23 protein-coding genes are annotated in these 26,705 nt (G+C 71.4%); 12 read left to right on the forward strand and 11 right to left on the reverse strand.

Going from position 1 to position 26,705, the window contains the following annotated elements; translation table 11 throughout:
* Nucleotides 1-101: 101 nt before the first annotated feature.
* From PSH03_RS02110 to PSH03_RS02120, 3 genes are read right to left on the reverse strand one after another with little or no spacing between them, the layout of a single operon-like run.
* Complete coding sequence (locus PSH03_RS02110) at nucleotides 102-866, reverse strand: succinate dehydrogenase/fumarate reductase iron-sulfur subunit (RefSeq protein WP_210781353.1); 765 nt, start codon at nucleotides 864-866, stop codon at nucleotides 102-104.
* Nucleotides 863-2,800, reverse strand: a complete 1,938-nt coding sequence (locus PSH03_RS02115; RefSeq protein WP_210781354.1) for a fumarate reductase/succinate dehydrogenase flavoprotein subunit — start codon at nucleotides 2,798-2,800, stop codon at nucleotides 863-865. Before PSH03_RS02115 ends, PSH03_RS02110 begins: the two co-directional genes overlap by 4 nt.
* A gap of 1 nt (nucleotide 2,801) precedes the next feature.
* Nucleotides 2,802-3,485, reverse strand: coding sequence for a succinate dehydrogenase cytochrome b subunit (locus tag PSH03_RS02120; protein ID WP_084597936.1), 684 nt, complete (start codon nucleotides 3,483-3,485; stop codon nucleotides 2,802-2,804).
* Between the two features lie 83 nt (nucleotides 3,486-3,568).
* Here PSH03_RS02120 and PSH03_RS02125 point away from each other — a divergent pair, with 83 nt between their 5' ends.
* On the forward strand, nucleotides 3,569-4,501 hold the full coding sequence (locus PSH03_RS02125; protein WP_238688083.1) for a LysR family transcriptional regulator: 933 nt from the start codon (nucleotides 3,569-3,571) through the stop codon (nucleotides 4,499-4,501).
* 77 nt (nucleotides 4,502-4,578) lie between these two features.
* On the opposite strand, the gene hrpA is transcribed toward PSH03_RS02125, so the two are convergent.
* Nucleotides 4,579-8,643 (reverse strand): ATP-dependent RNA helicase HrpA, encoded by a 4,065-nt coding sequence (hrpA, locus tag PSH03_RS02130; protein WP_238688084.1) that lies wholly within the window; start codon nucleotides 8,641-8,643, stop codon nucleotides 4,579-4,581.
* A 143-nt stretch (nucleotides 8,644-8,786) separates the two neighbouring features.
* On the opposite strand from hrpA, the gene PSH03_RS02135 reads away from it, so the two are divergent.
* On the forward strand, nucleotides 8,787-9,179 hold the full coding sequence (locus tag PSH03_RS02135) for a cytidine deaminase family protein (protein WP_210781357.1): 393 nt from the start codon (nucleotides 8,787-8,789) through the stop codon (nucleotides 9,177-9,179).
* Nucleotides 9,180-9,191: 12 nt separating this feature from the next.
* Here PSH03_RS02135 and PSH03_RS02140 read toward each other — a convergent pair whose 3' ends face one another.
* Nucleotides 9,192-9,551 carry a YciI family protein gene (locus PSH03_RS02140; protein ID WP_238688085.1) on the reverse strand — a complete coding sequence of 120 codons (360 nt, stop codon included), beginning with the start codon at nucleotides 9,549-9,551 and terminating at the stop codon, nucleotides 9,192-9,194.
* Nucleotides 9,552-9,692: 141 nt separating this feature from the next.
* Here PSH03_RS02140 and PSH03_RS02145 point away from each other — a divergent pair, with 141 nt between their 5' ends.
* The 5 genes from PSH03_RS02145 (at nucleotide 9,693) to PSH03_RS02165 (ending at nucleotide 16,102) form a co-directional block, all read left to right on the forward strand.
* Complete coding sequence (locus PSH03_RS02145) at nucleotides 9,693-10,739, forward strand: FecCD family ABC transporter permease (protein WP_210781359.1); 1,047 nt, start codon at nucleotides 9,693-9,695, stop codon at nucleotides 10,737-10,739.
* A 47-nt stretch (nucleotides 10,740-10,786) separates the two neighbouring features.
* Nucleotides 10,787-11,860, forward strand: coding sequence for a FecCD family ABC transporter permease (locus tag PSH03_RS02150; RefSeq protein WP_238688086.1), 1,074 nt, complete (start codon nucleotides 10,787-10,789; stop codon nucleotides 11,858-11,860).
* A 19-nt stretch (nucleotides 11,861-11,879) separates the two neighbouring features.
* A complete protein-coding gene (locus tag PSH03_RS02155; protein ID WP_210781360.1) occupies nucleotides 11,880-12,782 on the forward strand; it encodes an ABC transporter ATP-binding protein in 903 nt (300 codons plus the stop codon).
* A complete protein-coding gene (locus PSH03_RS02160) occupies nucleotides 12,782-13,729 on the forward strand; it encodes an ABC transporter substrate-binding protein (RefSeq protein WP_238688087.1) in 948 nt (315 codons plus the stop codon). The genes PSH03_RS02155 and PSH03_RS02160 overlap by 1 nt, the downstream gene beginning before the upstream one ends.
* A gap of 255 nt (nucleotides 13,730-13,984) precedes the next feature.
* Entirely contained in the window at nucleotides 13,985-16,102 is a 2,118-nt protein-coding gene (locus PSH03_RS02165) for an acyltransferase family protein (protein WP_238688088.1), read from the forward strand.
* 106 nt (nucleotides 16,103-16,208) lie between these two features.
* Here the strand turns inward: PSH03_RS02165 and PSH03_RS02170 are convergent, their stop codons facing one another.
* The 3 genes from PSH03_RS02170 to trmB all read right to left on the reverse strand — a co-directional run bounded on the left by PSH03_RS02170 (nucleotide 16,209) and on the right by trmB (nucleotide 20,343).
* Nucleotides 16,209-16,853, reverse strand: a complete 645-nt coding sequence (locus PSH03_RS02170; RefSeq protein WP_091401551.1) for a hypothetical protein — start codon at nucleotides 16,851-16,853, stop codon at nucleotides 16,209-16,211.
* Between the two features lie 156 nt (nucleotides 16,854-17,009).
* On the reverse strand, nucleotides 17,010-19,523 hold the full coding sequence (locus tag PSH03_RS02175; RefSeq protein ID WP_210781363.1) for a DEAD/DEAH box helicase: 2,514 nt from the start codon (nucleotides 19,521-19,523) through the stop codon (nucleotides 17,010-17,012).
* 112 nt (nucleotides 19,524-19,635) lie between these two features.
* Nucleotides 19,636-20,343, reverse strand: a complete 708-nt coding sequence (trmB, locus tag PSH03_RS02180; protein ID WP_372494699.1) for a tRNA (guanosine(46)-N7)-methyltransferase TrmB — start codon at nucleotides 20,341-20,343, stop codon at nucleotides 19,636-19,638.
* 131 nt (nucleotides 20,344-20,474) lie between these two features.
* On the opposite strand from trmB, the gene PSH03_RS02185 reads away from it, so the two are divergent.
* A complete protein-coding gene (locus PSH03_RS02185; RefSeq protein WP_210781409.1) occupies nucleotides 20,475-21,062 on the forward strand; it encodes a hypothetical protein in 588 nt (195 codons plus the stop codon).
* Nucleotides 21,063-21,385: 323 nt separating this feature from the next.
* Nucleotides 21,386-21,982, forward strand: coding sequence for a class F sortase (locus PSH03_RS02190; RefSeq protein ID WP_210781410.1), 597 nt, complete (start codon nucleotides 21,386-21,388; stop codon nucleotides 21,980-21,982).
* Between the two features lie 279 nt (nucleotides 21,983-22,261).
* Here the strand turns inward: PSH03_RS02190 and PSH03_RS02195 are convergent, their stop codons facing one another.
* From PSH03_RS02195 to PSH03_RS02205, 3 genes are read right to left on the reverse strand one after another with little or no spacing between them, the layout of a single operon-like run.
* Nucleotides 22,262-22,579: an antibiotic biosynthesis monooxygenase family protein gene (locus PSH03_RS02195; RefSeq protein WP_238688089.1), complete on the reverse strand. Its 318-nt coding sequence runs from the start codon at nucleotides 22,577-22,579 to the stop codon at nucleotides 22,262-22,264.
* A gap of 17 nt (nucleotides 22,580-22,596) precedes the next feature.
* Entirely contained in the window at nucleotides 22,597-23,394 is a 798-nt protein-coding gene (locus PSH03_RS02200; protein ID WP_238688090.1) for an exodeoxyribonuclease III, read from the reverse strand.
* 37 nt (nucleotides 23,395-23,431) lie between these two features.
* Nucleotides 23,432-24,352 (reverse strand): proteasome assembly chaperone family protein, encoded by a 921-nt coding sequence (locus tag PSH03_RS02205; RefSeq protein WP_210781369.1) that lies wholly within the window; start codon nucleotides 24,350-24,352, stop codon nucleotides 23,432-23,434.
* A 420-nt stretch (nucleotides 24,353-24,772) separates the two neighbouring features.
* Between PSH03_RS02205 and PSH03_RS02210 the strand changes: the two genes are divergently transcribed.
* The 3 genes from PSH03_RS02210 (at nucleotide 24,773) to PSH03_RS02220 (ending at nucleotide 26,691) form a co-directional block, all read left to right on the forward strand.
* Nucleotides 24,773-25,633, forward strand: a complete 861-nt coding sequence (locus PSH03_RS02210) for a peptidase M23 (RefSeq protein WP_210781370.1) — start codon at nucleotides 24,773-24,775, stop codon at nucleotides 25,631-25,633.
* A 106-nt stretch (nucleotides 25,634-25,739) separates the two neighbouring features.
* Nucleotides 25,740-25,886, forward strand: a complete 147-nt coding sequence (locus PSH03_RS02215) for a hypothetical protein (RefSeq protein WP_167493040.1) — start codon at nucleotides 25,740-25,742, stop codon at nucleotides 25,884-25,886.
* A gap of 49 nt (nucleotides 25,887-25,935) precedes the next feature.
* Entirely contained in the window at nucleotides 25,936-26,691 is a 756-nt protein-coding gene (locus PSH03_RS02220; protein ID WP_210781371.1) for an EcsC family protein, read from the forward strand.
* The last annotated feature ends 14 nt before the right edge of the window (nucleotides 26,692-26,705 follow it).

Here is a 26,705-nt window from a genome sequence, read left to right on the forward strand (position 1 = left end):
GCGGAACCGGACCGCAACCGCCCAACCGAACGCCGACCGCCGAAACGCCAGACCGCCGCACCCAGGAAGGGATACGGCGGCCTGTGCAGACGCGGCGGAGCTCAGGAACCGGGGGTGTTGTTGGCTCCCTTGGCGGTGGCCGCGAGGTAGTCGCGGTTGAGCCGGCCGATGGTGTTCAGCGGGATGCCCTTCGGGCAGGCCGGGGTGCATTCGCCGGCGTTGGTGCAGCCGCCGAAGCCGGCCTCGTCGTGCGCGTCGACCATGCCGATCACCCGGGTGTAGCGCTCGGGCTGGCCCTGCGGCAGCAGCGAGAGCTGGGTGAGCTTGGCGGCGGTGAAGAGCATGCCGGAGCCGTTCGGGCAGGCTGCCACGCAGGCGCCGCAGCCGATGCAGGCCGCCGACTCGAACGCGGCGTCGGCGTTGGCCTTGGCCACCGGGGTGGAGTGGGCCTCGGGTGCGCTGCCGGTCGGCGCGGTGACGTAGCCGCCAGCCGCGATGATCTTGTCGAAGGCGCTCCGGTTGACGACCAGGTCCTTGACCACCGGGAAGGCGCTGGCCCGCCACGGCTCGATGTCGATCGTCTCGCCGTCGGAGAACTGCCGCATGTGCAGTTGGCACGCGGTGGTGCCGCGCTGCGGCCCGTGCGCGTCGCCGTTGATCATCAGGCCGCACATGCCGCAGATGCCCTCGCGGCAGTCGTGGTCGAACGCCACCGGGTCCTCGCCCGCGAGGATCAGCCGCTCGTTGAGCACGTCGAGCATCTCCAGGAACGACATGTCCGGGGACACGTCGTCGACCGGGTAGGTCACCATCCGACCCTTGTCCTCAGGGCCCTTCTGGCGCCAGATGCGCAGGGTCAGGTTCACTTGTAGCTCCGCTGCGTGGGGTGGACGTATTCGAACTTCAGGTCTTCCTTGTGCAGCACCGAGGGCTCGCCGTCGGCGGTGAACTCCCAGGCCGCCACGTACGCGAACCGGTCGTCGTCGCGCTGCGCCTCACCGTCGGGGGTCTGGTGCTCGGCCCGGAAGTGGCCGCCACAGGACTCCTCGCGGTGCAGGGCGTCGATGCACATCAGCTCGGCCAGCTCGAAGAAGTCGGCCACCCGGCCGGCCTTCTCCAGCGACTGGTTGAGCTCCTCGCCGGTGCCGGACACCTTGACCCGCTGCCAGAACTGCTCGCGCAGGGCACGGATCTCGTCGATCGCCTTGCGCAGCCCGGCCTCGCTGCGCTCCATGCCGCAGTGTTCCCACATGATCTGGCCCAGTTCCCGGTGGAACGAGTCCACGGTCCGGTCGCCGTCGACAGCGAGCAGCCGCTGGACGCGGTCCTCGACGTCGGTGCGCGCCTCGACGGCCGCCGGGTGGCTGGCGTCGACCTTCTCCAGCGGACCGGAGGCCAGGTAGTTGGCGATGGTGGTGGGCAGCACGAAGTAGCCGTCGGCGAGGCCCTGCATCAGCGCCGAGGCGCCGAGCCGGTTCGCGCCGTGGTCGGAGAAGTTCGCCTCACCGATCACGAACAGGCCGGGGATGTTCGACTGGAGGTCGTAGTCGACCCACAGGCCACCCATCGTGTAGTGCACGGCGGGGTAGATGCGCATCGGCACCTCGTACGGGTCCTCGCCGGTGATCCGCTCGTACATCTCGAAGAGGTTGCCGTACTTGGCCTCGATGGCCTTGCGGCCCAGCCGGCCGATCGCGTCGGCGAAGTCGAGGTAGACGCCGAGCTTCGTCGGCCCGACGCCCCGACCCTCGTCGCACACGTTCTTCGCGGCGCGGGAGGCGATGTCGCGGGGGACCAGGTTGCCGAAGGAGGGGTAGATCCGTTCCAGGTAGTAGTCCCGCTCGTCCTCGCCGATGTCCTTCGGGCTGCGGTCGTCGCCCTTGGTCTTCGGCACCCAGACCCGGCCGTCGTTGCGCAGCGACTCGCTCATCAGGGTCAGCTTCGACTGGTGGTCGCCAGAGACCGGGATGCAGGTCGGGTGGATCTGCGTGTAGCACGGGTTGGCGAAGTACGCGCCCTTGCGGTGTGCGCGCCAGGTGGCGGTGACGTTGCAGCCCTTGGCGTTGGTGGAGAGGTAGAAGACGTTGCCGTAGCCGCCGGAGGCGAGCACCACGGCGTCGGCCATCTCGGTGCTGATCTCGCCGGTGACCAGGTCCCGGACCACGATGCCCCGGGCCTTGCCGTCCACCAGGACCAGCTCGAGCATCTCGTGCCGGGCGTACATCTCGACGTTGCCCAAGCCGATCTGCCGCTCCAGGGCCTGGTACGCGCCGAGCAGCAGTTGCTGGCCCGTCTGGCCCCGGGCGTAGAAGGTGCGCTGCACCTGGGCGCCACCGAAGGAGCGGGTGTCCAGCAGGCCGCCGTACTCGCGGGCGAACGGCACCCCCTGGGCGACGCACTGGTCGATGATGTTGACCGACACCTCGGCGAGCCGGTGCACGTTCGACTCCCGGGAGCGGAAGTCGCCGCCCTTGACGGTGTCGTAGAAGAGCCGGTGCACGGAGTCGCCGTCGTTGCGGTAGTTCTTCGCCGCGTTGATGCCGCCCTGCGCCGCGATGGAGTGCGCCCGGCGCGGGCTGTCCTGGTAGCAGTAGGACTTGACGTGGTAGCCCTGCTCGGCCAGGGTCGCGGCGGCGGAGCCGCCGGCCAGGCCGGTGCCGACCACGATCACCGTCATCTTGCGGCGGTTGGCGGGGTTGACCAGCTTGGCCTCGAAGCGCCGGGTCTCCCAACGCTTCTCGACCGGGCCGGCGGGAGCCTTGGTGTCGGCGATCGGGTCGCCCTCGGTGAAGAGTTCCATGTCAGGACACCAATCCGGTGAGTACGGCGAACGGGACCACCAGGTACCCGGCGCAGAGCAGCACGGCGAAGATCAGAGCCGCGGTACGCGCCCTGCGCTCGCCGCGGGGCGTCTGCTGGCCGAGGCTGCGGAACGCGCTGAACGCGCCGTGGCGCAGGTGGAAGCCCACCGCGAGGATGGCCAGCGTGTAGAAGAGGGTGACGTACCAGCGCTCCGGGGCGAAGTCGGCGACGACGTTGCCGTACGGCTTGCTGGCGTCGCCGACCGGGTTCAGCGTGCCGGTGGTCAGGTCCAGCAGGTGGTAGATCACGAAGAGCAGGATGATCACTCCACCCCAGCGCATCGTGCGGGCCGCGTAGCTGCCGTTGACCTTCTTGCGGTGGGCGTACTTCACCGGGCGGGCGGCGCGGGCCCGCCGGGCCAGCACGGTGGCGGCGACGATGTGGGCGACGACCGCCACGACCAGCACGGTGCGCAGGATCCACAGGAACCAGACGCCGGGCAGCAGCGGCTTGCCGATGTCGCGCAGCCAGTGCGCGTAGTGGTCGAACGAGGTCTCCCCCGTGAACACCTTCAGGTTGCCGAGCATGTGGGCGATGAGGAACAGCGCCAGCAGGATGCCCGTCACCGCCATGACGGCCTTGAGGCCGACGTTCGAGCGGATGGGCGACCGAGTCTTCGTGATTACCACAGGACCGACGCTAGGAGCACTTCGATCAGTCGTCCAATGCATCAAACTCGCAGTGTTGATAGCCGTAGGCTATGTAGATGCAGCTCCATCAGCTCCGGTACTTCGTCGCGGTGGCCGAAGTACGACATTTCACCCAAGCCGCCGACCTCGTGGGCATCACTCAGCCTTCTCTCAGTAAGCAAATTCACGCTCTGGAGGCCGACCTCGGAGCACCACTGTTCGAGCGGATAAGGGGCAACATCGCCCTCACCGCGGCGGGTGAGGTGCTGCTGCCGTTGGCCACCCGGATCCTCGCCGACGTGGAGACCGCGACCCGGGAAGTCCAGGAGTTGGTCGGGCTGCGCCGGGGCCGGGTCCGGCTCGGAGCCACCCCCAGTCTGGCGACCTCGCTCGCCCCGCCGGTGCTGCGCCGGTTCCGCGACGCGCACCCCACCGTCGACCTGCGCGTCGAGGAGGGTGGCTCGCAGGACCTGGTCCGCGACCTGCTCCGCGGCGACCTCGACCTGGCCCTCATCATCATGCCGGCGCAGGGGGCGGACCCGGGGCTGCGGGTCGACCCGATTCTGCGGGAGAGCCTGGTGGTGGCCTCGGTGGGGGAGGTGGCGACCGCGTCGACGACCGGGGAGTTGCGCATCACCGACCTGCGGGACCAGCCGATGGTGATGTTCCGGGAGGGGTACGACCTGCGCGACGCGACCATCCAGGCGTGTCGGGAGGCGGGCTTCGAACCCACCTTCGCGGTGGACGGCGGCGAGATGGACGCGGTGCTCAGCTTCGTCGAGGCGGGGCTCGGCATCGCTCTCGTGCCGGGCATCGTGCTGGCTCGCCGGCCGGGCGTGCGGATCACCCCGCTCGCCCCGCCCGGGGTGCGGCGGACCATAGCGGTGGCCCGTCGGCGCGACGTCGTACCCACCCACGCCGGTCGAGAGCTTCGGCGCATCCTGCTCGACTACATCCAGTCGGCGATCGACGTCGGTGAACTGCCGCCGGGCGTCGAGCCACTGACCTGACCCGCCGGGGCCGCCGTCGCGAAGAGGCCAGCCGGGGCCGCGGTCGCGAAGAGGTCGGCAGCGGCCCGGCCGTCGGCTCAGCGGCCCTCGGCGTCGTCCATCGCCCGATAGATCCGCTGCTCGGAGACGGGGTACGGAGTGCCCAGCGCCTGGGCGAAGACGTTCACCCGCAACTCCTCGATCATCCAGCGGATCTGCCGGACGGCCGACTCCTGCCGGCGGGCCGGCGACAGGTTGGCGATCAGGTCGGCGTACTCCTTCTGCACCACAGCGATCCGGTCCTGCTGCTGGCGGTCCCGCTGCGGGTTGCCGCCCAGCCGCTCCAGCCGACGCTCGATGGCGGTGAGGTAGCGCAGCAGGTCGGGCAGGCGCGCGTACCCGGTCTCGGTGACGAAGCCGGCGTGCACCAGCCCGGCGAGCTGGTTGCGGATGTCGGCCAGCGCCGCCACCACGGCGAGGTTGCGGGTCGCGCCGAGCCGCTGCTCGACCGCGTACGCGGCGGCGAGGACCTTGCGGACCCGGTCCATCACCTCGACGACGGTGTCGACCAGGTCGGCGCGCACGTTTTCGCGCAGGGCCGCGAAGCCGTCGGCGTCCCACGCCGGCCCGCCCGCCACACCGATCAGCCGGTCGATGGCCGCGCCCGCCGCGTCCTCGATCAGCTCCTGCACGCCGCCGTGCGGGTTGCGGCTCAACGCCAGCTTCGCCTCGTTGTCCAGCCGCCCCTGCAGGAACCGCGCCGGGGACGGCACTGTGAGCCGCAGCAGCCGGCGGGTGCCGGCCCAGTGCGCCGCCTCCGCCTCGGCGGGGGAGTCGAACACCCTCACCCCGACCGTGGCGCCCTCGTCGACCAGGGCCGGGTACGCGGTGACCGCGTACCCGGCGCGGACCTGCTCGATGGTCCGGGGCAGCGTGCCGATGCTCCACTCGCGCAGCCCGGTGCGGGCCACCTCCGGCGCGGCGGCCGCCACCACCTGGCGTACCTCCTGGCGGAGTTGGCGTTGCAGGGCCGGCAGGTCCTTGCCCTCGGCGACCGGCTTCTCGTCGTCGCCGAGGACCCGGAAGGTCACCCGCAGGTGCGCCGGGAGCTTGCCCGGCTCCCAGGCGTCGCGGGGCACTGTCACCCCGGTCATCCGGCGCAGTTGCCGGGTGAGCGCGTCCAGCAGCGACTCCTCGCCGGGAGTGATCGCCGCCAGCGCGGCCCGGGCGTAGTCCGGCACCGGAACGAAGTTGCGGCGGATCGCCTTGGGCAGCGAGCGGATCAGCGCGATCACCGTCTCCTCGCGCAGCCCGGGCACCTGCCAGTCGAAGGTCTCCGCCGGCACCTGGTTGAGCAGCGGCAGCGGGATGTCCACTGTGACGCCGTCGTCCGGCGTGCCCGGCTCGAACCGGTAGGTCAGCGGCAGGCTCACCCCGTCGGCCTGCCACTCGTCCGGGTAGTCGTCCTCGTCCACCCCCGGTCGGCCGTCGTTGATCAGCAGGTCGCGGGTGAAGGTGAGCAGGTCGGGTTGCTCGCGGCGGATCTTCTTCCACCAGCTGTCGAAGTGCCGGCCGGAGGACACGTCGGCCGGGATCCGCTGGTCGTAGAAGCCGAAGATGGTCTCGTCGTCGACCAGGATGTCCCGGCGTCGGGCCCGGCTCTCCAACTCCTCGATCTCGGCGAGCAGCCGCTTGTTGTCCGCCCAGAACTGGTGGTGGGTCTGCCAGTCGCCCTCGACGAGGGCGTGCCGGATGAACAGCTCCCGGCTCAGCGTCGGGTCGATCCGCCCGAAGTTGACAGTGCGGGAGCTGACCAGCGGGACGCCGTACAGGGTGACCTTCTCGTAGGCCATCACCGCGGCCTGCTTCTTCTCCCAGTGCGGTTCGCTGTAGCTGCGCTTGACCAGGTGCTGCGCCAGCGGCTCGACCCACTCCGGCTCGACCCGGCCGGCGATGCGCCCCCACAGCCGGGAGGTCTCCACCAACTCGGCGGCCATCACCCAGCGCGGCGGCTTCTTGAACAACGCCGACCCGGGGAAGAGCGCGAACTTCGCGCCCCGTGCCCCCAGGTACTCGTGTTTCTGGGCGTCCTTGAGGCCGATGTGCGACAAGAGGCCGGGCAGCAGCGACTGGTGCACCTTCGGGGTGTCGATCTCCTCCGGCAGGTCCGCGCCACCCCGGCGGCCCCGGCCGGCGTCCGCGTCGTCCGAGCTGTCGCGCGCCGGCCGCCCACCGCGCCGGTCGCTCTCGGACGGGGTACGCAGCACCTGGCGCAGCTGGCTGACGATGTCCTGCCACTCGCGGATGCGCAGGTAGTTCAGGTACTCCGCCTTGCACATCCGGCGGAACGCGCTGGAGGAGAGTTCCCGCTGCTGCTCGCGCAGGTAACGCCACAGGTTGAGGTAGGCGACGAAGTCAGACTCCTTGTCGGCGAACCGGGCGTGCGCCTGGTCCGCCTGGGCCTGCTTCTCCGCCGGCCGTTCCCGAGGGTCCTGGATGGAGAGCGCGGCGGCGATCACCAGCACCTCGGTGGCGGCGCCGTTGCGTTCGCCCTCGACCACCATCCGGGCCAGGCGCGGGTCGACAGGCAACTGCGCCAGCCGCCGGCCGAGCGCGGTGAGCCGCTTCGCCGGGTCGGCCTCGGTCGGGTCCAACGCGCCCAGCTCGTGCAGCAGGTTGACGCCGTCGGTGATGTTGCGCTTGTCCGGTGGGTCGATGAACGGGAACGCGGCGAGGTCGCCGAGCCCGATCGCTGTCATCTGGAGGATGACCGACGCCAGGTTTGTCCGCAGGATCTCCGGGTCGGTGAACTCGGGTCGGGAGAGGAAGTCCTGCTCGTCGTAGAGGCGGATGCAGATGCCGTCCGAGGTGCGGCCACACCGGCCCTTGCGCTGGTTCGCCGACGCCTGGGAGATCGGCTCGATCGGCAGCCGCTGCACCTTGAGCCGGCTGGAGTAGCGGGAGATGCGGGCGGTGCCCGGGTCCACCACGTACTTGATGCCGGGCACTGTCAGCGAGGTCTCCGCGACGTTGGTGGCGAGCACCACCCGGCGCGAGGAGTGCGCGGCGAAGACCCGGTGCTGCTCGGCGGAGGAGAGCCGGGCGTACAGCGGCAGGATCTCGGTGCCGAGTAGTGAACGCTTCTTCTGCACGAGCTTGCCCAGCGCGTCGGCGGTGTCCCGGATCTCCCGCTCGCCGCTGAGGAAGACCAGGATGTCGCCGGGGCCCTCGGCGGCCAGCTCCTCGACGGCGTCGCCGATCGCCTGGATCTGGTCGCGGACGTTCTCCTCGTCACCGTCGCCGTCGTCCTCGCCCTCGGCCAGCTCGACGAGGGGCCGGTAGCGCACCTCCACCGGGTAGGTGCGCCCCGAGACCTCGACCACCGGCGCGGGCACGCCCTCCGGCTCGTCGGCGGTGGGTGGGCCGGCGAAGTGGCGGGCGAACCGGTCGGTCTCGATGGTCGCCGAGGTGATGATCACCTTGAGGTCGGGTCGTCGGGGCAGCAGCTCCCGCAGGTACCCGAGGATGAAGTCGATGTTGAGGCTGCGTTCGTGCGCCTCGTCGATGATCAGCGTGTCGTACTGGCGCAGCATCCGGTCGGTCTGCAACTCGGCCAGCAGGATGCCGTCGGTCATCAGCTTCACCAGGCTGCGCTCGCCGACCTGGTCGGTGAAGCGCACCTTGTAGCCGACCACGTCGCCCAACTCGGTGCCCAGCTCGTCGGCGATCCGGTCGGCCACCGTCCGGGCGGCCAACCGCCGGGGCTGGGTGTGCCCGATCAGGCCGTGCACCCCGCGCCCCAACTCGAGACAGATCTTGGGGATCTGGGTGGTCTTGCCGGAGCCGGTCTCGCCGGCCACGATCACCACCTGGTGATCGCGGATGGCGGCGGCGATGTCGTCCTTGCGCTCACTGACCGGCAAACCCGCCGGGTACGTGATCACGGGCACCGCCGCCTGCCGGGCGGCGAGGCGCTGCTCGGCCCGGACCAGGTCGGCGGTGATCTCGGTCAGCGCCGCCTCCCGACGCTGCGGGTCGCGCAGCTTGCGGGCACCGTCGAGTCGCCGCTGGAGCCGGCGCTGGTCGCGGAACATCAGAGGTGTGAGGCGGCGGTGCAGCTCGCGAACGGGGTCGGACGCGACGGAGGCGGTTGGATTCTGCATGTCGTGCCCAAGGATAGGCAGCCGGGCGGCGCACCGCCCCTGGGTTACCGAGCGCCCGGCTCTCCGACGGTCACCTCCGGTCCCTTGACGGCCACGAGCGGGCCCTAGAGTTGGCGGCCGACGTCGAGCGCTGGGGGAGCCGGATGGAGATGCGCGACACCGACCGCGCGTTGGTGCAGGCCGCCACGGCGGTCTCCAAGCTGCGCTGCCGCAGCCAGCACCACACTGTCGCGTCAGCCGCCCGGACCGCTGACGGTCGGGTCTTCACCGGCGTGAACGTCCAGCACGCCACCGGAGGGGCCTGCGCCGAACTGGTCGTGATCGGCACGGCCGCCACGCAGGGCGTCACCGCGCTGGAGACGATCGTCACTGTCGCCGACCGTGGCCGCGAGGTCGTCGCGCCTTGTGACCGGTGCCGGCAGGTGCTGCGGGACCACTTCCCGCAACTGCGGGTGATCGTCGGCCCGATGGACGCCCTGCGGGTGGTCCCGCTCGCCGAGTCGCCGGCCGAGACCGGCAGCGGCGCGGCCGGCTGACCGGGCCCGGGGTCAGTCCCCGGAGGCCGCCTCCAGCATCGACTGCGGCACCGGCACGGCCTCGAACCGCACTGTGCCCTCCGGAAGCAGCCACGACGTGACCCGCGCGACCAGGCGCCCGGCCCGCACCGCGGGGTCGTTGGCGAACAGCGCGCGTGCCTCGTCCGGGGCGATGGACAGCACCACGAAGCCGCGCAGCTGCTCGTCGTCGGGGTGCAGGAACGGCCCGGCCGCGAGCACCAGCCCCTGCTGCACGAGGCCCGCCTGGTGGGCCAGGTGCGCGTCCCGCAACCGGTCGATCGCGTCCTGCGGCAGCTCCGGCGGATCCGAAGGCCGGCTCAGCAGGACGACCGTGTGCTGGTCGAATCGCATGAGCCAACAGTAGGCGCGCAGCTCTCTCCGCGCGGGCGTCTGCCCTGCTCAACCCGCCGCGGATCGATGAGCGCCAGTTAGGTGACCCTCAACCGAGCGGCTAAGGTTAGGCGAACCTAAGCGTGAACGTGCAGGAGACTCGTGACCACCCTCGCCACCCGGCCGACCCCGGCCCGCAACCGGTCCGGCACCCGCACCGGCCGCCGGGTGGCCGTCACCGTCGCGGCCGCGCTGGTGCTGTTGCTCACCGTGCTGGCCAGCTTCGCGCTCGGCAGCCGACAACTCGGCGTCGACCAGGTCTGGCACGCGCTCGTCGCGCCGGACGGCGGCGACGCCAGCACCATCGTCCGTGAGCTGCGGATGCCCCGGACCGCCCTCGGCCTCGCGGTCGGGCTCGCGCTCGCCGTGGCCGGGGTGCTGTTCCAGGCGCTCACCCGCAACCCCCTCGCCGAGCCGCGCATCCTCGGCATCAGCGCGGGCGCGTCGTTCGGGGTGGTGCTCGCGATCTCCGTCTTCGGCGTCGGCACGCTCGCCGGGTACGTCTGGTTCGGCATCGCCGGGGCCCTGATCGCCGGGCTGCTGGTCTTCGCCATCGCCACCCGCGCCCGCGAGGGCGCCAGCCCGGTCACCCTCGCGCTGGTCGGCGCGGCGCTCGACGCCAGCCTGGCCTCCGGGGTGTACGCGCTGCTCAGCATCGACGCCCGCACCTTCGAGGAGTACCGCTTCTGGGTGGTCGGCGGGCTGGCCGGACGGGACCTGTCGGTCGCCGCGCAGGTCCTGCCGTTCGTCCTCGTCGGGTTGGTGCTGGCCGCCCTGGTGGCCCGGGGCCTGGACGCGCTGGCCCTCGGCGACGACGTGGCCCGTGGTCTCGGCCACCGGATCGGTCTGGTCCGCCTCGGTGGTGGCCTCGCCGCCGTGCTGCTGACCGGCGCCGCGGTGGCCGCCGCCGGACCTGTCGCGTTCGTCGGGCTGGCCGTGCCGCACCTGGCCCGCGCACTGGTCGGCGCGGACCACCGTTGGACCCTCGCCGTCTCCGCGCTGCTCGGGCCGGCGCTGCTGCTCGCCGCCGACATCGTCGGTCGACTCGTCGCCCCGCCCGGCGAGATCCCGGCCGGGATCGTCACCGCGCTGATCGGCGCGCCACTGCTGGCCGTGCTGGTCCGCCGCGCCCGGGTGGTGACCGCATGACCACCACCCGCCGTTCCTCCGGCCCCGCCTCGGCTGGGTCCGCTGGCTTGTCGACCGTCACGGCCGCCGGCTCGTCTGGTGCCGACGGTGCCCGGCTGCCCGGGCGGTCGCTGCTGCGGATCGGCCCGGTCAGCCTGCTGATCCGCCGCCGCGCGGTACTGGTGGCCGCCGTGCTGACCGTGCTGCTCCTGCTGGCCGTCGTGCTCAGCCTCTCGCTGGGCACCCCGTACGTCGCACCGGCCGACGTGCTGCGTGCCCTCTCCGGAGCCGGCACCCCGTACGACCTCGTGGTCTTTGATCTTCGGCTGCCGCGGGTCGTGCTGGCGGCCGTGGCCGGGGCCGCCTTCGGGGTGGCCGGCACGCTGATCCAGAGCGTGGCCCGCAACCCACTCGCCAGCCCGGACGTCATCGGCATCACCCAGGGTGCCGGCCTCGCCGCGACCGTGGCACTGACCAGCGGAATGGCCGCGGTGCTGGTGGCGCCCACAGCGCTGGTGGGCGGGTTGCTCGCGGCGGTGCTGCTGTTCGCCCTCGGCGCCCGGCACGGGCTGGCCGCGCAGCGGTTCGTGCTCGCCGGGGTGGCTGTCGCGTTCGGGTTCCGGGCGCTCACCGAGGTGGTCATGCTCACCGCCGATCCGATCGACGGGCTGCGCGCGCAGATCTGGCTGATCGGCACCCTGGCCGGCAAGGGCTGGACCGAGGCCGCCTGGATCGCCGGCACACTGCTGGTGCTGCTGCCGGTGCTGGCCTGGGCCGGCTGGGCGCTGAACAGCAGCGCCCTGGACGACGACACCGCCCGGGGCGTCGGCCTGCGTCCGGTGGCCCGCCGGATCGGCCTCGCCGGCACCGGCGTACTCGTCGCCGCGATGGTCACCGCCCAGGTGGGCGCCGTCGACTTCGTGGCGCTGGTCGCCCCGCAGGTGGCCCGTCGCCTGGTACGCGCCGAACGACCACCGCTGGTCTGCGCGGCGTTGCTCGGCGCCCTCCTGCTGGTGCTGGCCGACCTGGCCGGTCGGCGGCTGTTCGCACCCACCCAACTACCCGCCGGTGTGCTGACCGCCGCGATCGGCGGCCCGTACCTGATCTTCCTGCTGCTGCGCGGCCGGCGGCGGTCGTCGTGACGCCTCAAGGAGTCGTGTGATGCTCTCCACCCGCGACCTGGTCGCCGGCTACGACGAGCGGACCGTGCTGGACGGGCTCGATCTCGACCTGCCCACCGACGCGTTCACCGTGATCGTCGGACCCAACGCGTGCGGCAAGTCCACCCTGCTGCGCACGATGGCCCGGCTGCTCACCCCCCGCCGTGGCACGGTGCTGCTGGACGGCACCGCCATCCGCGAGCTGCCGACCCGGGAGGTCGCCCGCCGCCTCGGCGTCCTGCCGCAGAGCCCGCTGGTGCCCGAGGGCGTCACTGTGGCGGACCTGGTCGGGCGCGGCCGGCAGCCCTACCAGCGGTGGTGGCGGCAGTGGTCGTCGGAGGACGGCGCGGCGGTGGACCAGGCGATGGCCCTCGCCGACGTCACCGACCTGGCCGACCGACCGGTGGACAGCCTCTCCGGCGGCCAGCGGCAACGAGTGTGGATCGCCATGACCCTCGCCCAGGACACCGACGCCCTGCTGCTGGACGAGCCGACCACCTTCCTCGACCTGGCCCACCAGGTGGAGGTGCTGGACCTGCTGCACCGGCTGCGCTCCGAGCGGGGCCGCACAGTGGTCGCCGTGCTGCACGACCTGAACCAGGCCGCCCGCTACGCCGACCACCTGGTCGCCATGCGCGCCGGCGCAGTGGTCGCCGCCGGCCCGCCCCGGGAGATCCTCACCGCCGACCTGGTCCGCGACGTCTTCGGGCTGGCCTGCGTGGTGGTGCCCTGCCCGGTGACCGGCGCACCGCTGGTGGTGCCCGCGTACACCGGTGGTAACGCTCCGGCACCCGCTGTCGCGGGTGACCACTCTTCGTCGACGGCGTCCGTACCGGATGTCCGACCCTCCACCGGCGACGCGGCCAACCCGCTCGCCGGCTCGCACCCCTCGAAAGGACTCTGATGCGTCGTCTCGTCGCAGCTCTCGCCGCGGCCGTCGCCCTCGGTGCCGGCCTCACCGCTTGCGGTGAGAGCGACCCGGTCGCCGGCTCCACCACCGGGGACACCCGGGAGATCACCCACGCCATGGGCACCACCAAGGTCCCGGCCGAGCCCAAGCGCGTCGTCGTGCTCGACACCGACAAGATCGACACGGCGCTCTCGCTGGGCATCACGCCCGTCGGCGCGGCCACCGCCGGTGAGGCGAAGAGCTGGCCCACGTACTTCGGCGCGGACAAGCTCGCCGGCATCAAGGAGGTCGGGGTGCTCACCGAACCCGACCTGGAGGCGGTCAACGCGCTGAAGCCTGACCTCATCCTCGGCAGCAAGTTCCGCCAGGAGAAGTTCTACGACGAGCTGGCCGCCATCGCGCCGACCGTGTTCACCGACAAGGTGGGCATCACCTGGAAGGAGAACCTCCTCCTCGACGGCAAGGCGCTCGGCCGTGAGCAGCAGGCCAAGGATCTGCTCGCCACGTACGAGAAGCGGGCCAAGGACTTCGGCGCGACGCTCGGCGACGCCGCCGCGCGCAAGGTCTCCATCGTGCGGTTCCTGCCCGGCAACATCCGGGTGTACGGCCCGGACTCGTTCTCCGGCATCGTCATCGGCGACACCGGCCTGGGCCGCCCCGAGCGGCAGCTGCTCGCCAACAAGGAGGACAAGCGCTTCGACCTGGTCAGCCCCGAGCGGGTCAACGAGGTCGACGGTGACGTCATCTTCGTGACCGCGTACGGCGACAAGGCCGCCGCCGAGCAGACCAAGGTCGCCGGCGGGACGCTGTGGAAGGGCCTCGGCGCGGTCAAGGCCGGCAAGGCGTGCCCCGTCTCCGACGAGGTCTGGATGACCGGCATCGGCGTCGGCGCCGCCAACAAGATCCTCGACGACTTGACCAAGTACCTCCCCGCCGCCTGACACGCACCCGGCGCCTGGCTGGCGTTCGGAAAGCGTTCCGCACTGCTTCGAGGTAGTGGCCCTCTCCCGACCGGGGCCACTACCTCCATGGCACCCATTCGCTTGACCCCCTGGCTCGCCGTTGATTCGGGGGAGGCGCGCCGGATGGTCACCGCCCAGGCGGAATACGGCCAACCAGCCTGATATGAATCGTAACCACCCACGCCTTCCCCCAGTTGTGCCAGCGACGCGAATGAGGCATGGGGTGGGAAACGAATGACACGAACGGCCGTGCGACCGGAAGCCAGTCCCCGGGCCGGGTTCCGAGGTGACGTGGAAGGGCTGCGTGCCCTCGCCGTGATTTTGGTGCTCGCGGGACATGCCGGCCAGCAACTGGTGCCTGGCGGTTTCGTCGGTGTTGACGTCTTCTTCGTCATTTCCGGCTACCTGATCACCGGACTACTTGTCGCCGAGGTGAACCGGACGGGCCGCCTCTCGCTGATCGGCTTCTACGCCCGGCGCGCCAAGCGGCTTCTGCCGGCCGCAGTGGTGGTTCTGATCGGGAGCCTGCTGCTCACATTCGCCTTTCTGCCGCGCACCCGGTGGTCGGCCACGGGCTGGGATGTGGTGTTCAGCGGGTTGTACGCCATGAACTGGCGACTCGCCGAACAGTCCGTCGACTACCTGGCGGCCAATCAGGCGCCCAGCATCCTCCAGCATTTCTGGTCCCTCGGCGTCGAGGAGCAGTTCTACCTGGTGTGGCCGCTGCTACTTGCCTCCGCGGTGTGGCTCGGCCGGCGGCGGTACGCCCGCACCGGATACCTGCTCTTCGCCCTCACGCTGGTCGCTGTGCCGTCCTTCGCGTGGTCCGTCTGGTTGACCGAGGACAATCCCGCCCGCGCCTACTTCGTGACCACCACCCGGATGTGGGAGCTGGCCCTTGGCGGCTTCCTGGCCCTGCTCGGCGGGCATCTGCAGCGTCTGCCCCGGCTGGTAGCGGCCGCGCTCGCCTGGTGCGGCCTCGCCGCGATCGTGGCGTCCGCCGTTCTCCTGTCGGAGGCTTCCGCCTTCCCCGGGTACGTGGCGTTGGCCCCCACCCTGGGCACGGCAGCGGTCATCGCCGGAGGCCTGGCTGCCGGCGGTTTCGGGCCCGCCATGCTGCTGGCGCTGCGGCCGGTACGCGCCGTAGGAGCCATCTCCTACTCCCTCTACCTCTGGCACTGGCCTCTCCTCATCGCTGCCGAGGCTCGGTTCGGGGAGCTGACCACCGCCACCGGCCTCGCCGTTGCCGCGATCTCAGTGGTGCCGGCCGCCCTCACCTACCGCTTCATCGAGAACCCGATCCGGATGTCGCCGACGCTCACGTGGGAACCTGCGCGATCATTGCAACTCGGGGCGGTCTGCACCGGCGTGGCCCTCCTAGCGGGACTGGCCTTCCAACTCACCGTCCCGCCGGCGAGGGCGCCGATGCCGCCCACCCTGGCCGTGCCGACGGCGGGCGGCAGCGGTGTCCCCGTAGCTGCCTCACCCACGGTTCTGGGCGCCTCCGCTCTGGGCGACTCTCCGGCCAGCAGCGACGCGGGGATTCCGGTCGACCGAGTCGGACCGTTCGTGCCGGATCCGCTGGTGGCCAGCAAGGATGGCCCCGACGCATGGCGGGACGGATGCCATGCGGACCAGCGCAGCAGTGCGGTCAGGGCCTGTCAGTACGGGGACCCCAACGCGTCGTTCACCGTGGCTCTCGCCGGGGATTCCCACGCCGCTCAATGGCTTCCGGCGCTGCAGAGGGTGGCCGAGTCAAAGAAGTGGCGCCTCAAGAGCTACACGAAGTCCTCATGCCCGTTCATCGATGGCGAAGTTGCCTTGGACAGCCGGCCGTACCCCAGTTGCACCGAGTGGAACGACAAACTTCGCGCGCAGGTGACCGGGGCGGAGCGCCCGAACGTGCTGGTGGTGAGTACATCCTTCTATGTGATGATCCAGAACGGTGAGAGGGTCACCAGCCAAGCACAGGCCGCCTTCACGGACGCACTCCGGCGGACGTGGGCCGCGATGGCGGCAGCCGGGGTTCCCGTGATCGTGCTGCGTGACACCCCCTATCACGACAGGGACATCGCTGAGTGTGTGTCCGCCAATCCGAAGAAGTTGACCCGATGCGCCTCCCCCCGGGACAAGGTCCTCGCAGGTGGCGGCGGCCCAGCCCACGAAGCGGCCGCCCGCAGCAACAACAAGGTGTACCTGGTCGATCTGAACCCGGCCATCTGCCCGCGTGAGCGGTGCTCGCCGGTCATTGGCGGGGTGCTCGTGTACCGCGACAACAACCACATCACCGCCACCTACGCTGCGACCCTCGCACCACGGCTGGGCACGGCGCTGGACCGCGTATTGGGTTGAGGGGCGCCGCGGTCTCGCTGGCGGGCTACCTCGAACAGCAGGCCACCGCCCGAGCGCCAAGCCGGACCGGTCAGCGGCGGCAGGGTGCTCGGGCGGCGGCGGTGTCTTAGGCGGCGGTGGACCAGATGGCGCGGAAGGCGGCGGCTTCGCCGGAGAGCCATCGTTCGATCTGGTCGGGCTTGGCGTCGGTGGGCATGCGGTGGGCCAGGCCGCGGCGGACGTCGACCAGGACCGGCTCGGCGTGCGGGAGCACCGCGTCCATGTGTCGGGCCATCAGGTGCAGGGTGGCGAGCACCGATTCCTCGCTCGGTGGGGCCTCGTCGAAGTGCAGGCGGACCGCTTCGGCGCGGCCGTCGGCGTGGCGTACCCCGAAGTGGGGGTTGATCTTGACGGGCAGGTCGCCCAGCATGGCCAGGGCGTCGCGGGTCTGGGCGAGATCGACGGCGGCCGGCTCGCCGAGGGAGTGCAGCCAGGTCGTGGCGCCGGGGACGAGCGCCTGGTAGAGCGGGCGCCATCGTGGCTTGACGATGTCGGCCACCCCGGCCAGGTGGGTGCCGCCGGTGTGGAAGGCGATGTCGGCCTTGAGCGCCTTGACGAACTGGCCGTGCGGGTTGAAGCCGGACCGGCTGGCGCGCTGCTTGCGCAGCCCGCCGACGAAGGTCGCCTTGGTGGGGCCGGTGCGGTCGACGTAGCGGGTGAAACCGAGCAGCGTGGCGTAGGGGGTGAGGGGCGTGGAGGCGGGCGCGGTCACGGGCGTCCTCCCGGGTCGTAATCCTGCAGGTCAGGAACTCGATTAGTACATACATTCTAATCGACGGGTCTGACATCGCCCAGCGAAAGAAGGGGTGCGGAAGACGCGACAAAGGGGGCCGTCCGGCGTACGGACGACCCCCTGTCGAGACGCTCGCTAGAGCTGGCCGACGTCGGTGATCCGTACGACCGCCGCGCCGACCTCGTCCGAGGCGGCCAGGTCGATCTCGGCGCTGATGCCCCAGTCGTGGTCGCCGTCCGGGTCGTCGAAGATCTGCCGTACGGTCCACCGCTCCCGGCCCTGCTCGATCATGAGCAGCGCCGGACCGCGGGCGTTCGGCCCGACCCCGATCGAGTCGTACGCCTCGAAGTACGGCGCCAGGGCGTCGGCCCACGCGTCGTAGTCCCAGCCGTCCTCGGCGTCCAACTCGGCGAGCAGGTCCCAGCGGCGTAGCGCGGCCAACTCGACGCGGCGGAACAGCGCGTTGCGCACCAGCACCCGGAACGCCCGCGCGTTGCGGGTCACCGCCGGTGGTCGATCGGTCAGGGCGGCGTGCGCCTGGGCGACCTCGGCCACGTCGGACGGGTTGCGCAGCCGCTCCCACTCGTCGATGAGGCTGGAGTCGACCTGGCGGACCAGCTCGCCCAACCACTCGATGAGGTCGATCAGTTCCTCGGTCTTGGCGTCCTCGGGCACGGTCTGGCGCAGCGTCTTGTACGCGTCGGCCAGGTAGCGCAGGACGAGACCTTCCGAGCGGGTCAGCCCGTAGAACTGCACGTACTCGGTGAAGGTCATGGCCCGCTCGTACATGTCGCGGACGACGGCCTTGGGGGAGAGTTGGTGGTCGGCGACCCAGGGGTGCCCCTGCCGGTACATCTCGTACGCGGCCTCCAGCAGCTCCGCGAGGGGCTTCGGGTGGGTCACCTCGTCGAGCAGTTCGAGGCGCGCCTCGTACTCGATGCCCTCTGCCTTCATGGCGGCGACCGCCTCGCCGCGCGCCTTGAACTGCTGCGCGGAGAGGATCTGCCGGGGGTCGTCCAGGATCGACTCGATCACGCTCAGCACGTCGAGCGCGTACGACGGGGACTCGGCGTCGAGCAGTTCGATGGTGGCCAGCGCGAGGGGGGAGAGCGGCTGGTTGAGGGCGAAGTCGAGCTGGAGGTCGACGGTGAGCCGGATCCGCCGGCCGGTCTCGTCCGGCTCGGGCAGCTCCTCGACGACCCCGCCGGCACGCAGAGCCCGGTAGATGGCGATCGCGCGGCGGATGTGCCGGCGCTGCGCGGCGGGCTCCTCGTGGTTGTCGGTGAGCAGGTGCCGCATCGCGGTGAACGCGTCCCCGGGCCGACCGATGACGTTGAGCAGCATCGAGTGGCTGACCTGGAAGCTGGAGGTCAGCGGCTCCGGCTCGGCGTCGACGAGTCGGTCGAAGGTGGGCTGGCCCCAGCCGATCGAACCCTCCGGCGGCTTCTTGCGGACCACCTTGCGCCGCTTCTTCGGGTCGTCGCCGGCCTTGGCGAGGGCCTTCTCGTTGTCGATGACGTGTTCCGGGGCCTGCACCACGACCCGGCCGATGGTGTCGTAGCCGGCCCGGCCCGCACGCCCGGCGATCTGGTGGAACTCCCGGTTCTTCAGCAGCCGGGTACGGACCCCGTCGTACTTGGACAGCCCGGTGAACAGCACGGTGCGGATCGGCACGTTGATGCCGACGCCGAGGGTGTCGGTGCCGCAGATGACCTTGAGCAGGCCGGCCTGGGCGAGGGTCTCCACCAGGCGGCGGTACTTCGGAAGCATGCCGGCGTGGTGCACGCCGATGCCGTGGCGGACCAGCCGGGACAGCGTCTTGCCGAAGCCGGCGGTGAACCGGAAACCACCGATCGCCTCGGCGATCATGTCCTTCTCGGCGCGGGTGCAGACGTTGACGCTGGTCAGCGCCTGGGCACGTTCCAGCGCGGCGGCCTGGGTGAAGTGCACCACGTACACCGGGGCCTGCTTGGTCTCCAGCAGTTCCTCAAGCGTCTCGTGCAGCGGCGTCATCGCGTACGAGAAGATGAGCGGGACCGGCCGCTCCGCCGTGCGCACGACGGCGGTCGGCCGCCCGGTGCGCCGGGTCAGGTCGTCGACGAAGCGCGTGGTGTCCCCCAGGGTGGCGGACATCAGGATGAACTGGGCCTGCGGCAGCTCGATGATCGGCACCTGCCACGCCCAGCCCCGGTCGGGCTCGGCGTAGAAGTGGAACTCGTCCATGATCACCTGGCCGACGTCGGCCTTCGTGCCCTCGCGCAGCGCCAGGTTCGCCAGGATCTCCGCGGTGCAGCAGATGATCGGGGCGTCAGCGTTGACGCTGGCGTCGCCGGTGAGCATGCCGACGTTCTCGGCGCCGAAGACCTCGCAGAGGGCGAAGAACTTCTCCGACACCAGGGCCTTGATCGGCGCGGTGTAGAAGGTCGTCCGGCTGTCGGCGAGGGCCGCGAAGTGCGCGGCGATCGCCACCAGGCTCTTACCCGAGCCGGTGGGTGTGTTCATGATCAGGTTGGCGCCGGAGACGATCTCGATGACCGCCTCTTCCTGATGGGGGTAGAGGTCGAGGCCGCGCTCCTTCGCCCAGCCGGCGAACGCGTCGAAGAGGGTGTCGGGGTCGGCGCTTGTCGGCAGCGCGGCGGTGAGCGTCATAGCCTGTCCATGGTGCCTGGATCATGCCCCGGTACGCCAACCCGGCCCGCACCGGACCCCCGTCCGGGCGTCCCGAACGCGCCGCCGCGTTCCGGTTCGGGCGTTTCGCCGGTCACCGTCGGCGGTACAGCAGGTCGGCGACGGGCCGACCGGCCGTGATCGCTCGCCGCTCGAACTTCGTCACCGGTCGGTGCGCCGGCCGCGGCGCGAAGCCGCCGTACGCGTCCACCAGCTCCGGGTCCGCGTCGAGGGTCTCCCGCATCGCGTCGGCGTACTCGGCCCAGTCCGTCGCGCAGTGCAGCATGCCGCCGGAGCGCAGCCGGGACCGCAGCAGCGCCACGTGCGCCGGCTGGATGAGCCGCCGCTTGTGGTGGCGGGACTTCGGCCACGGGTCCGGAAAGAAGACGTGCACGGCGTCCAACACGCCCTCGGGCAAGCCGTTGACCAGGGACAACGCGTCGCCCTCCGCCACCCGGACGTTGCGTAGGCCACCACGCTCCACCAGGTGGAGCAGGTTGGCGATTCCCGGCGTGTGCACCTCGACCGCCAGATAATCTCGATCCGGGTCGGCGGCAGCCATCGCAGCGGTGGTGTCGCCCATGCCCGAGCCGATCTCCAGCACCACGGGCGCCCGGCGACCGAACAGGTCGGCCAGGTCGACGGGCATGGCAGGTCCGTCCGGCACATCGAGGCCGTACGCGGGCCAGAGCCGGCTCAGCGCGTCGGTCTGCCGGTCGCTCATCCGACCCCGGCGGGGGTGGAACGTGCGGATCGTCCGGCTCGCGGGCGGGACGGCGGGGTCATGGTCGGTGGCGGTCACAGCGAACCGAGCGTACGCGACGCCGCCGGCTGATCGGATGTGATGTGCGACCGGAAATGAGAGGATCCAACTGGTACGGCAGGTCGGGGTGCTCCACCGCCCGACCCGGCCGCACGGCGTCGAGAGGGGGCATCGTGACAGTGACCCGCGGTGTCGTGACCCTGTCGCTGGTGACCGTGCTGGCCGGCCCCCTGTTGGCCGCCACGCCCGCCCTCGCCGCGCCTGAGCGGGCCGTTGCCGTCGCGCCCGCGCCGCAGCCGGAATGGCCGCCCGGAGGTGCGCCCCAACCGCACCCGTCGGTGGACATCTTCGTCGAGGTGAGCCCCAGCACTGTGCAGCCCGGCTACCTGGTGGGCATCCGGGCCAGTTGTCGGGACAACTCGGTGGGCGCCACAGTGGTCTCCGACGCCTTCGGGGCGGTCGGCGTGCAGCCGCAGCGCGGGGTGCTCACCGCCGCGCCGATGGTCCGCGAGCGCACCCGCCCCGGCAACTACCGGGTCAAGCTGGAGTGCCGCGACGGCGAGACGGCCTCGACAATGCTCCAGGTGGTCAAGAAGGTCCCCGTCCAGCCCAGCCGTGGTCCGGCAACCGGCTTCGGCGGGAGCACCGGCGGGATGACCGGCAATCTGCTGCTGCCCGGCGGCGCGGCACTGATCATCACCGGGCTGGTCCTCGCCGTGATGGCGTTTCGCCGTCCCCGAGCTGCCGCGCGTCGCTGAGGCCCGCCATGACGATCTTCCGCCCCACGCCGCCGCCGGCCGGTTCACGACCGCCGCCGACTGGCCGTCCCACGCCGCCGCCGGCCGGTTCACGCCCGCCGTTCGCTGGCCGCCCCGCCTCGCCGCCCGATGATGTTCGGCTGCACTTGGACGACGGCTGGCCGGGCTCGGACCGCCCGCCAGGTCCCCAGCGCCCGCCAAATCGCCGGCGTCCGCCGGATCCCGAGCGCCCTTCGGATCCCGACCGCCCGTCGGTTGCCGCGCGTCCGCCGACCGCCGTCGCCCCCCGGCGTAGTCGTCCCTCCGGCCGCAGCCCCTGGTCAATACCGTTGGCCGTGGTGTTGGTGTTGGCCGGGGTCTTCGCCACCGGGGCGGGGCTGGGCCGTTCGGTCGGCCCGTTCGACCTGGCCCCGACCGGCGGTGACCGGCCGGCCCGCAGCGAGTCGGTCGGGTTGTCAGCCAGTCGGCCGGTGCGCCTCTCGGTGCCGGCGATCAAGGTGACAGCGCCGGTGGCGCCCGTCGGGCAGGCGCGGGACGGCTCGATCGCCGTACCGCCGTTGGAACGGCACAACGAGACCGGCTGGTACGACCGAGGGCCCACGCCCGGTGAGCCTGGCCCTGCGGTGATCGTCGGGCACGTGGACACGAAGACCGGCCCGTCGGTCTTCTACGACCTGGGCAAGCTGCACCCCGGCGACCTGATCGAGGTGGCCCGGGCGGACGAGTCGGTGGTGGTGTTCCGGGTCGACACCGTCGAACACTTCCCGAAGGACCAGTTGCCCGCCGAACGGATCTACGGCCATGACGGGCCGCCCGGGCTGCGGTTGATCACCTGCGGCGGGCAGTTCATCGGGGGCCGCACCGGCTACGCCGACAACGTCATCGCCTTCGCCACCCTCCAGTCCTCCCGCAAGTCCTGAGATCGACCCCGAGCCCGAACCGATCCTGCTCCGCGATCTTGCACTTTCTGTCCCGACGCAAGGGGCGCATCCGCCCATATCAACAACAGAAACTGCAAGATCGGCGCGGTCTTCTTGCTCGCCGCAGCCCTGACGCGACGGCGTTGAGATCCAGGATCGAGCACGATCAAGGTGCTGGCCGCCGCTCCAACGTGCTCCAACGCGCCTGAACCAGCCCGCCTCGTCGCGACGTGTCGAGACGGGGACGTCGTCCGTGTCCGAGCGGTCGGCGAGGGTCGGTCAGGGCTGGGGGACGTGCAGCGCCACCTCGAACTCCAGCAGGCTGGCGCCGGTGGAGACCGGGGGACGGGGCTTGTCGCCGGGGGCGGCGGCGTGGGCGGCGCGCGACGGGCCGGCGGCCCATGCCTGGAACGCTTCCTCGCTCTCCCACTTCGTGTAGACGAAGTAGCGGGTCTCGCCGGCCACCGGGCGGAGGAGTTCGAAGCCGAGGAAGCCGGGGGAGTTCTCCACCGTGCCGGCCCGGGCGGCGAACCGCTTCTCCAGCTCCGCGCCGCCACCGGCCGGGACGTCGATTGCGTTGATCTTCACGACTGCCATCTGCCCACCCTAGCCACTCAGAACGCCTCGACCGCCGGGACCAGGTCCACGTCGACCACGATCGGCGCGTGGTCGGAGGGGCCCTTGCCCTTGCGGGCCTCCCGGTCCACGTACGCGGCGCGGACCGCTCGGGCGAACGGCGCGGACGCGTACACCAGGTCGATTCTCATGCCCTTGTTCTGGTGGAACATGCCGGCCCGGTAGTCCCAGTAGGTGAAGGGGTGCGGGCCCTTCATCGGGGTGGGCACGACGTCACTGAGGCCCAGGTCGCGCAGCGCCGCGAGGGCTGCCCGCTCGGCCGGGGTGACGTGCGTGGAGTGGGTGAAGACCGCCGGGTCCCAGACGTCGGCGTCGGTCGGGGCGACGTTGAAGTCGCCGCAGACCGCCAGCGGCAACCCGCCGGCCAGCTCCGCGTCCAGCGCGTCGCGCAGCGCCGCGAACCAGGCCAACTTGTACGCGTAGTGCGGGTCGTCCGGCGTCCGGCCGTTGGGCACGTACACCGACCAGACCCGCACCCCGTCGCAGGTGGCGGAGATGGCCCGGGCCTCGGGCTCGGGGAAGCCGGGCTCGTCGGCGAACCCGACCCGGACGTCGCCCAGCCCGACCCGGGACAGGATGGCCACCCCGTTCCACCGGCCGTCGCTGTGGCTGGCAACGGTGTAGCCCAGCGCGCCCACCTCGGTCACCGGGAAGGCGCCGTCGGGGCATTTGGTCTCCTGTAGGCAGACGACGTCCGGCCCGGTGTCGGCCAGCCACTCCAGCAGCCGGGGTAGGCGGGCCTTCACCGAGTTGACGTTCCAGGTCGCCAGGCGCATGCCCCCAGCCTGCCGTATCCGCCGCCGCGACGCCGTGTCAGCTGCCCGGGGTGTCGCCGGGACGGGTCTGTTCGGCCAGGAACCGTTCCAGTTCGGCGCCGAGTTCGTCGGCCGTGGGCAGCGGGCCGGCATCGGGGGCGAGCAGGCTCTTCTCGCCCCGACCTCGGGCGAACGCGTCGTACTGCTCCTCCAGGGCCTGGACCAGGGCCGCGGCGTCCTCGGTCTGCGCGACCTGCCGGTCGATCTCCACCCGGACCACCTCGGCGGCCGAGCGCAGCCCGTCGCCGGGCAGCAGCAGCCCGGTGCTGCGCGACACCGAGGTGAGCAGCACCTCGGCGGCCGCCGGGTATTCGGTCTGCGCCACGTAGTGCGGCACGTGGGCGGCGAAACCCAGCGCGTCGCGGCCCTGCTCGCCGAGGCGGAACTCCAGCAGGTGACCGACGCTGCCGGGCACCTGGACGCGTTGCAACCAGGGCTCGTAGCCGGCGATCAGCTCGGGGCGGGTGGCGTGCGCTGTCACCCCGGTCGGCCGGGTGTGCGGGACCGCCATCGGGATCGAGTTGAGCCCCACTGTGAGCCGGACGTCCAGACGGGCGGCGAGCCCGGCCACGGCGGTCACGAAACGCTCCCACTGCAGGTCCGGTTCGGGGCCGGTGAGCAGCAGGAACGGGGTCTCGTCGTCGTCCTGCAGCAGGTGCAGCTCCAGCTTGGGCGCGTCGACGCTCTCCCAGTGGTCCTCGACGAAGGTCATCACCGGTCGTCGCGATCGGTAGTCGAAGAGCTGGTCGACGTCGAACGTGGCGATCGGCCGACCCTCCAGCGAGGTGAGTAGCTGCTCACGCGCCAGTCGGCTGGCGTTTCCGGCGTCCACGAACCCGGTGAGGGCCTGGATCAGGACCGGCTGCCCGAGGTCGGGCAGATCGTCGGTGAGCTGGTAGAGCTCGTGTGGGTCGAGCACCGGTGCGGACCTCCCTGAAATGTGCCTGCGGGGCGCCGTCGCGACGGAGGGCACCCGTTCGGGCAACGTACCCGCCATCCTGGTGCATTCCTGCGTCGGGCGATCCGTTGGCCGGGTGGTGGGCGTGACCGGACTAATCGGCTGTTTATGCCACCAGGCCGAGCCTCGTGGCCGATCGGCCGAGGGATGGTTCAGCCCAAAGGCCGAGTTTGTCGATCATGTCAGGCTCGGTGGTGGAATGTTCGGTCCTGTCGTGGGCCGTGCCGGTCCGCGTGCAGTGCCAGCTTCATCCGGTACGCGAGGTCCGTTCCCCGGGCGGGTCACCCCGCCCAGGTCGTCCACCAGTAGGGCTCCGATCTGTGTCGAGCGCCACGTGATCACCGTGCGTGATCAGGGTTTCCACCTGCCTAGCCTCGGTTGATGCGTGACGACGGCACCCTCGACGACCCGTACGCCCCGAGCAGGCCCACTGCCGATACGGAGGATGGCACCTCAACCGAACGGACAACCGCCGCGAGCCGGCTCCGGGCGTACGCCCGGGACCTGACCGGTCGACGCCGGGCACAGCTGGCGCTGGCCACCGGTGTGGTGTGCTGCCTCGGTCTGACCGCCGTCGTCCAGGTTCGCGACGAGGACGCCGACGCGGCTACCCGGAGTGGATCGCTCTCCAGCTCCGAGCTGGCGCAGCGCGCCGAGCAGCAGCGCGCCTCCCGTTCCCTCGACCGCACGGCTGCCCCGAGCGCCTCCGCCGCCGCCCAGTCCGCCGCGGCCAGCCCCGCCGACCCGGACACCAGCGCGCCGGCCCGCAAGGTCGCCCCGGCTCGCCCGACCGACCCGGCGCCCGTCGCCGGGCTGGACGAGGACCAGATGGAGAACGCCGAGGCGATCGTCCGTACCGGCCGCAAGATGGGTGTGCCGCGCCGGGGCCTGGTGATCGCGGTGGCCACCGCCATGCAGGAGAGCAACCTCTACAACGTGGCCAGCGGTGTACTGCCCGAGTCGCAGGACTATCCGCACCAGGGCGTCGGCTGGGACCACGACTCGGTCGGGTTGTTCCAACAGCGTTCCAGCAGCGGCTGGGGCCCGGTGGGGCGGCTGATGGACCCCGAGTTCGCCACCCGGCAGTTCCTCAGCGCGCTCGAGCAGGTGCCCGGCTGGCAGCGGATGCGGCTCACCGACGCAGCCCAGGCGGTGCAGGTCTCCGCGTACCCCGAGCACTACCAGCAGCACGAGTGGCGAGCCACCCGGGTCGTTGACGCCATCGCGCCGGCGGGGCGGTAACCTACCGCCCACTATGGACGGTCAGGGTTGAGGCTGTCGCATCCCGGGTACATGTGTTGCGGGTTCGGGGTACACATGAGTGCGGGACCATCGACAGGAGGACGTTATGTCACTGATGCAGCGGATCAGCGCGTTTCTGAAATCACCGAAGGGGCAGCAGTTGGTCGACCGGGGCCGGCGCGAGATGGCCAAGCCGGGCAACCAGCAGAAGCTGAAGGGGTTGGCGGCTCGGCTGTCCAACCGCCGCCGCTGACCGCTCCATCGGCCGCCCTGTCCACCGTTTCCACCCCTGGGGAGACCTGGTGACCGACACTCCGCCCGTCGGCGGTCAGCCCGCCGCCCCTACTCCGCAGCCGTCCGTCGACCTGCCGGCCGGGCCGGTGGACGCCCCCGAGGGTCCGCCGGCCCGGCTCTGGGACCGGATGCGTGACGACCCGCAGTACGCCCCGGAGCACCTTGCCCTGGAGGCGGTGCGCCGCCTCGGGCCGGAAGCCGTGCAGTGGGCCGCCCGTGCCCGGGCCGAGCAGCCCGGGGTCTCCGCCGACGTCCTGGCCGACCAGGCGGCCCGCAAGTTCGTCAACCTGGCCCGACTGTCCGGCGCGGTCTCCGGCGCGGCCGGGCTGCCCGGCGCCGTGATCGACGTGGGCGTGCTGGCCTGGACCCAGGCGCGGATGGTGCTGCACATCGCCGCCGCGTACGACGTCGACCCCCTGCACAACGACCGGGCCACCGACCTGCTGGTGCTCCAGCGGGTGCACAAGGTCGCCGAGAGCGCCCGGCTGGCGCTCGGCGTGGCCGCCGGCCGGGAACGCGCCGACGCGCTCTTCGGCCTGGGCGGCCAGCGTCCGCTCGGCCGGGTCATGCTGCAACTCGGCATCCGGCTGGCCCAGATGGCCGGCGTCCGGGCCGCGAAACGGATGGTCGCCAAGATCGTCCCCGGTGCGGCAATCGTGCTCGGCACCTGGGCCAACTCGTCAGCCACAAAGGACCTCGCCCAGCGATCCCGGGCCCTCTACGGCTCCCGCGGCAACGCCGTCCCGGAGCCGCGCCGACCCTGACGGCCCGTCCGGGG

Source organism: Micromonospora salmantinae, from assembly GCF_022230905.1.
Taxonomy (GTDB): Bacteria; Actinomycetota; Actinomycetes; order Mycobacteriales; family Micromonosporaceae; genus Micromonospora; species Micromonospora salmantinae.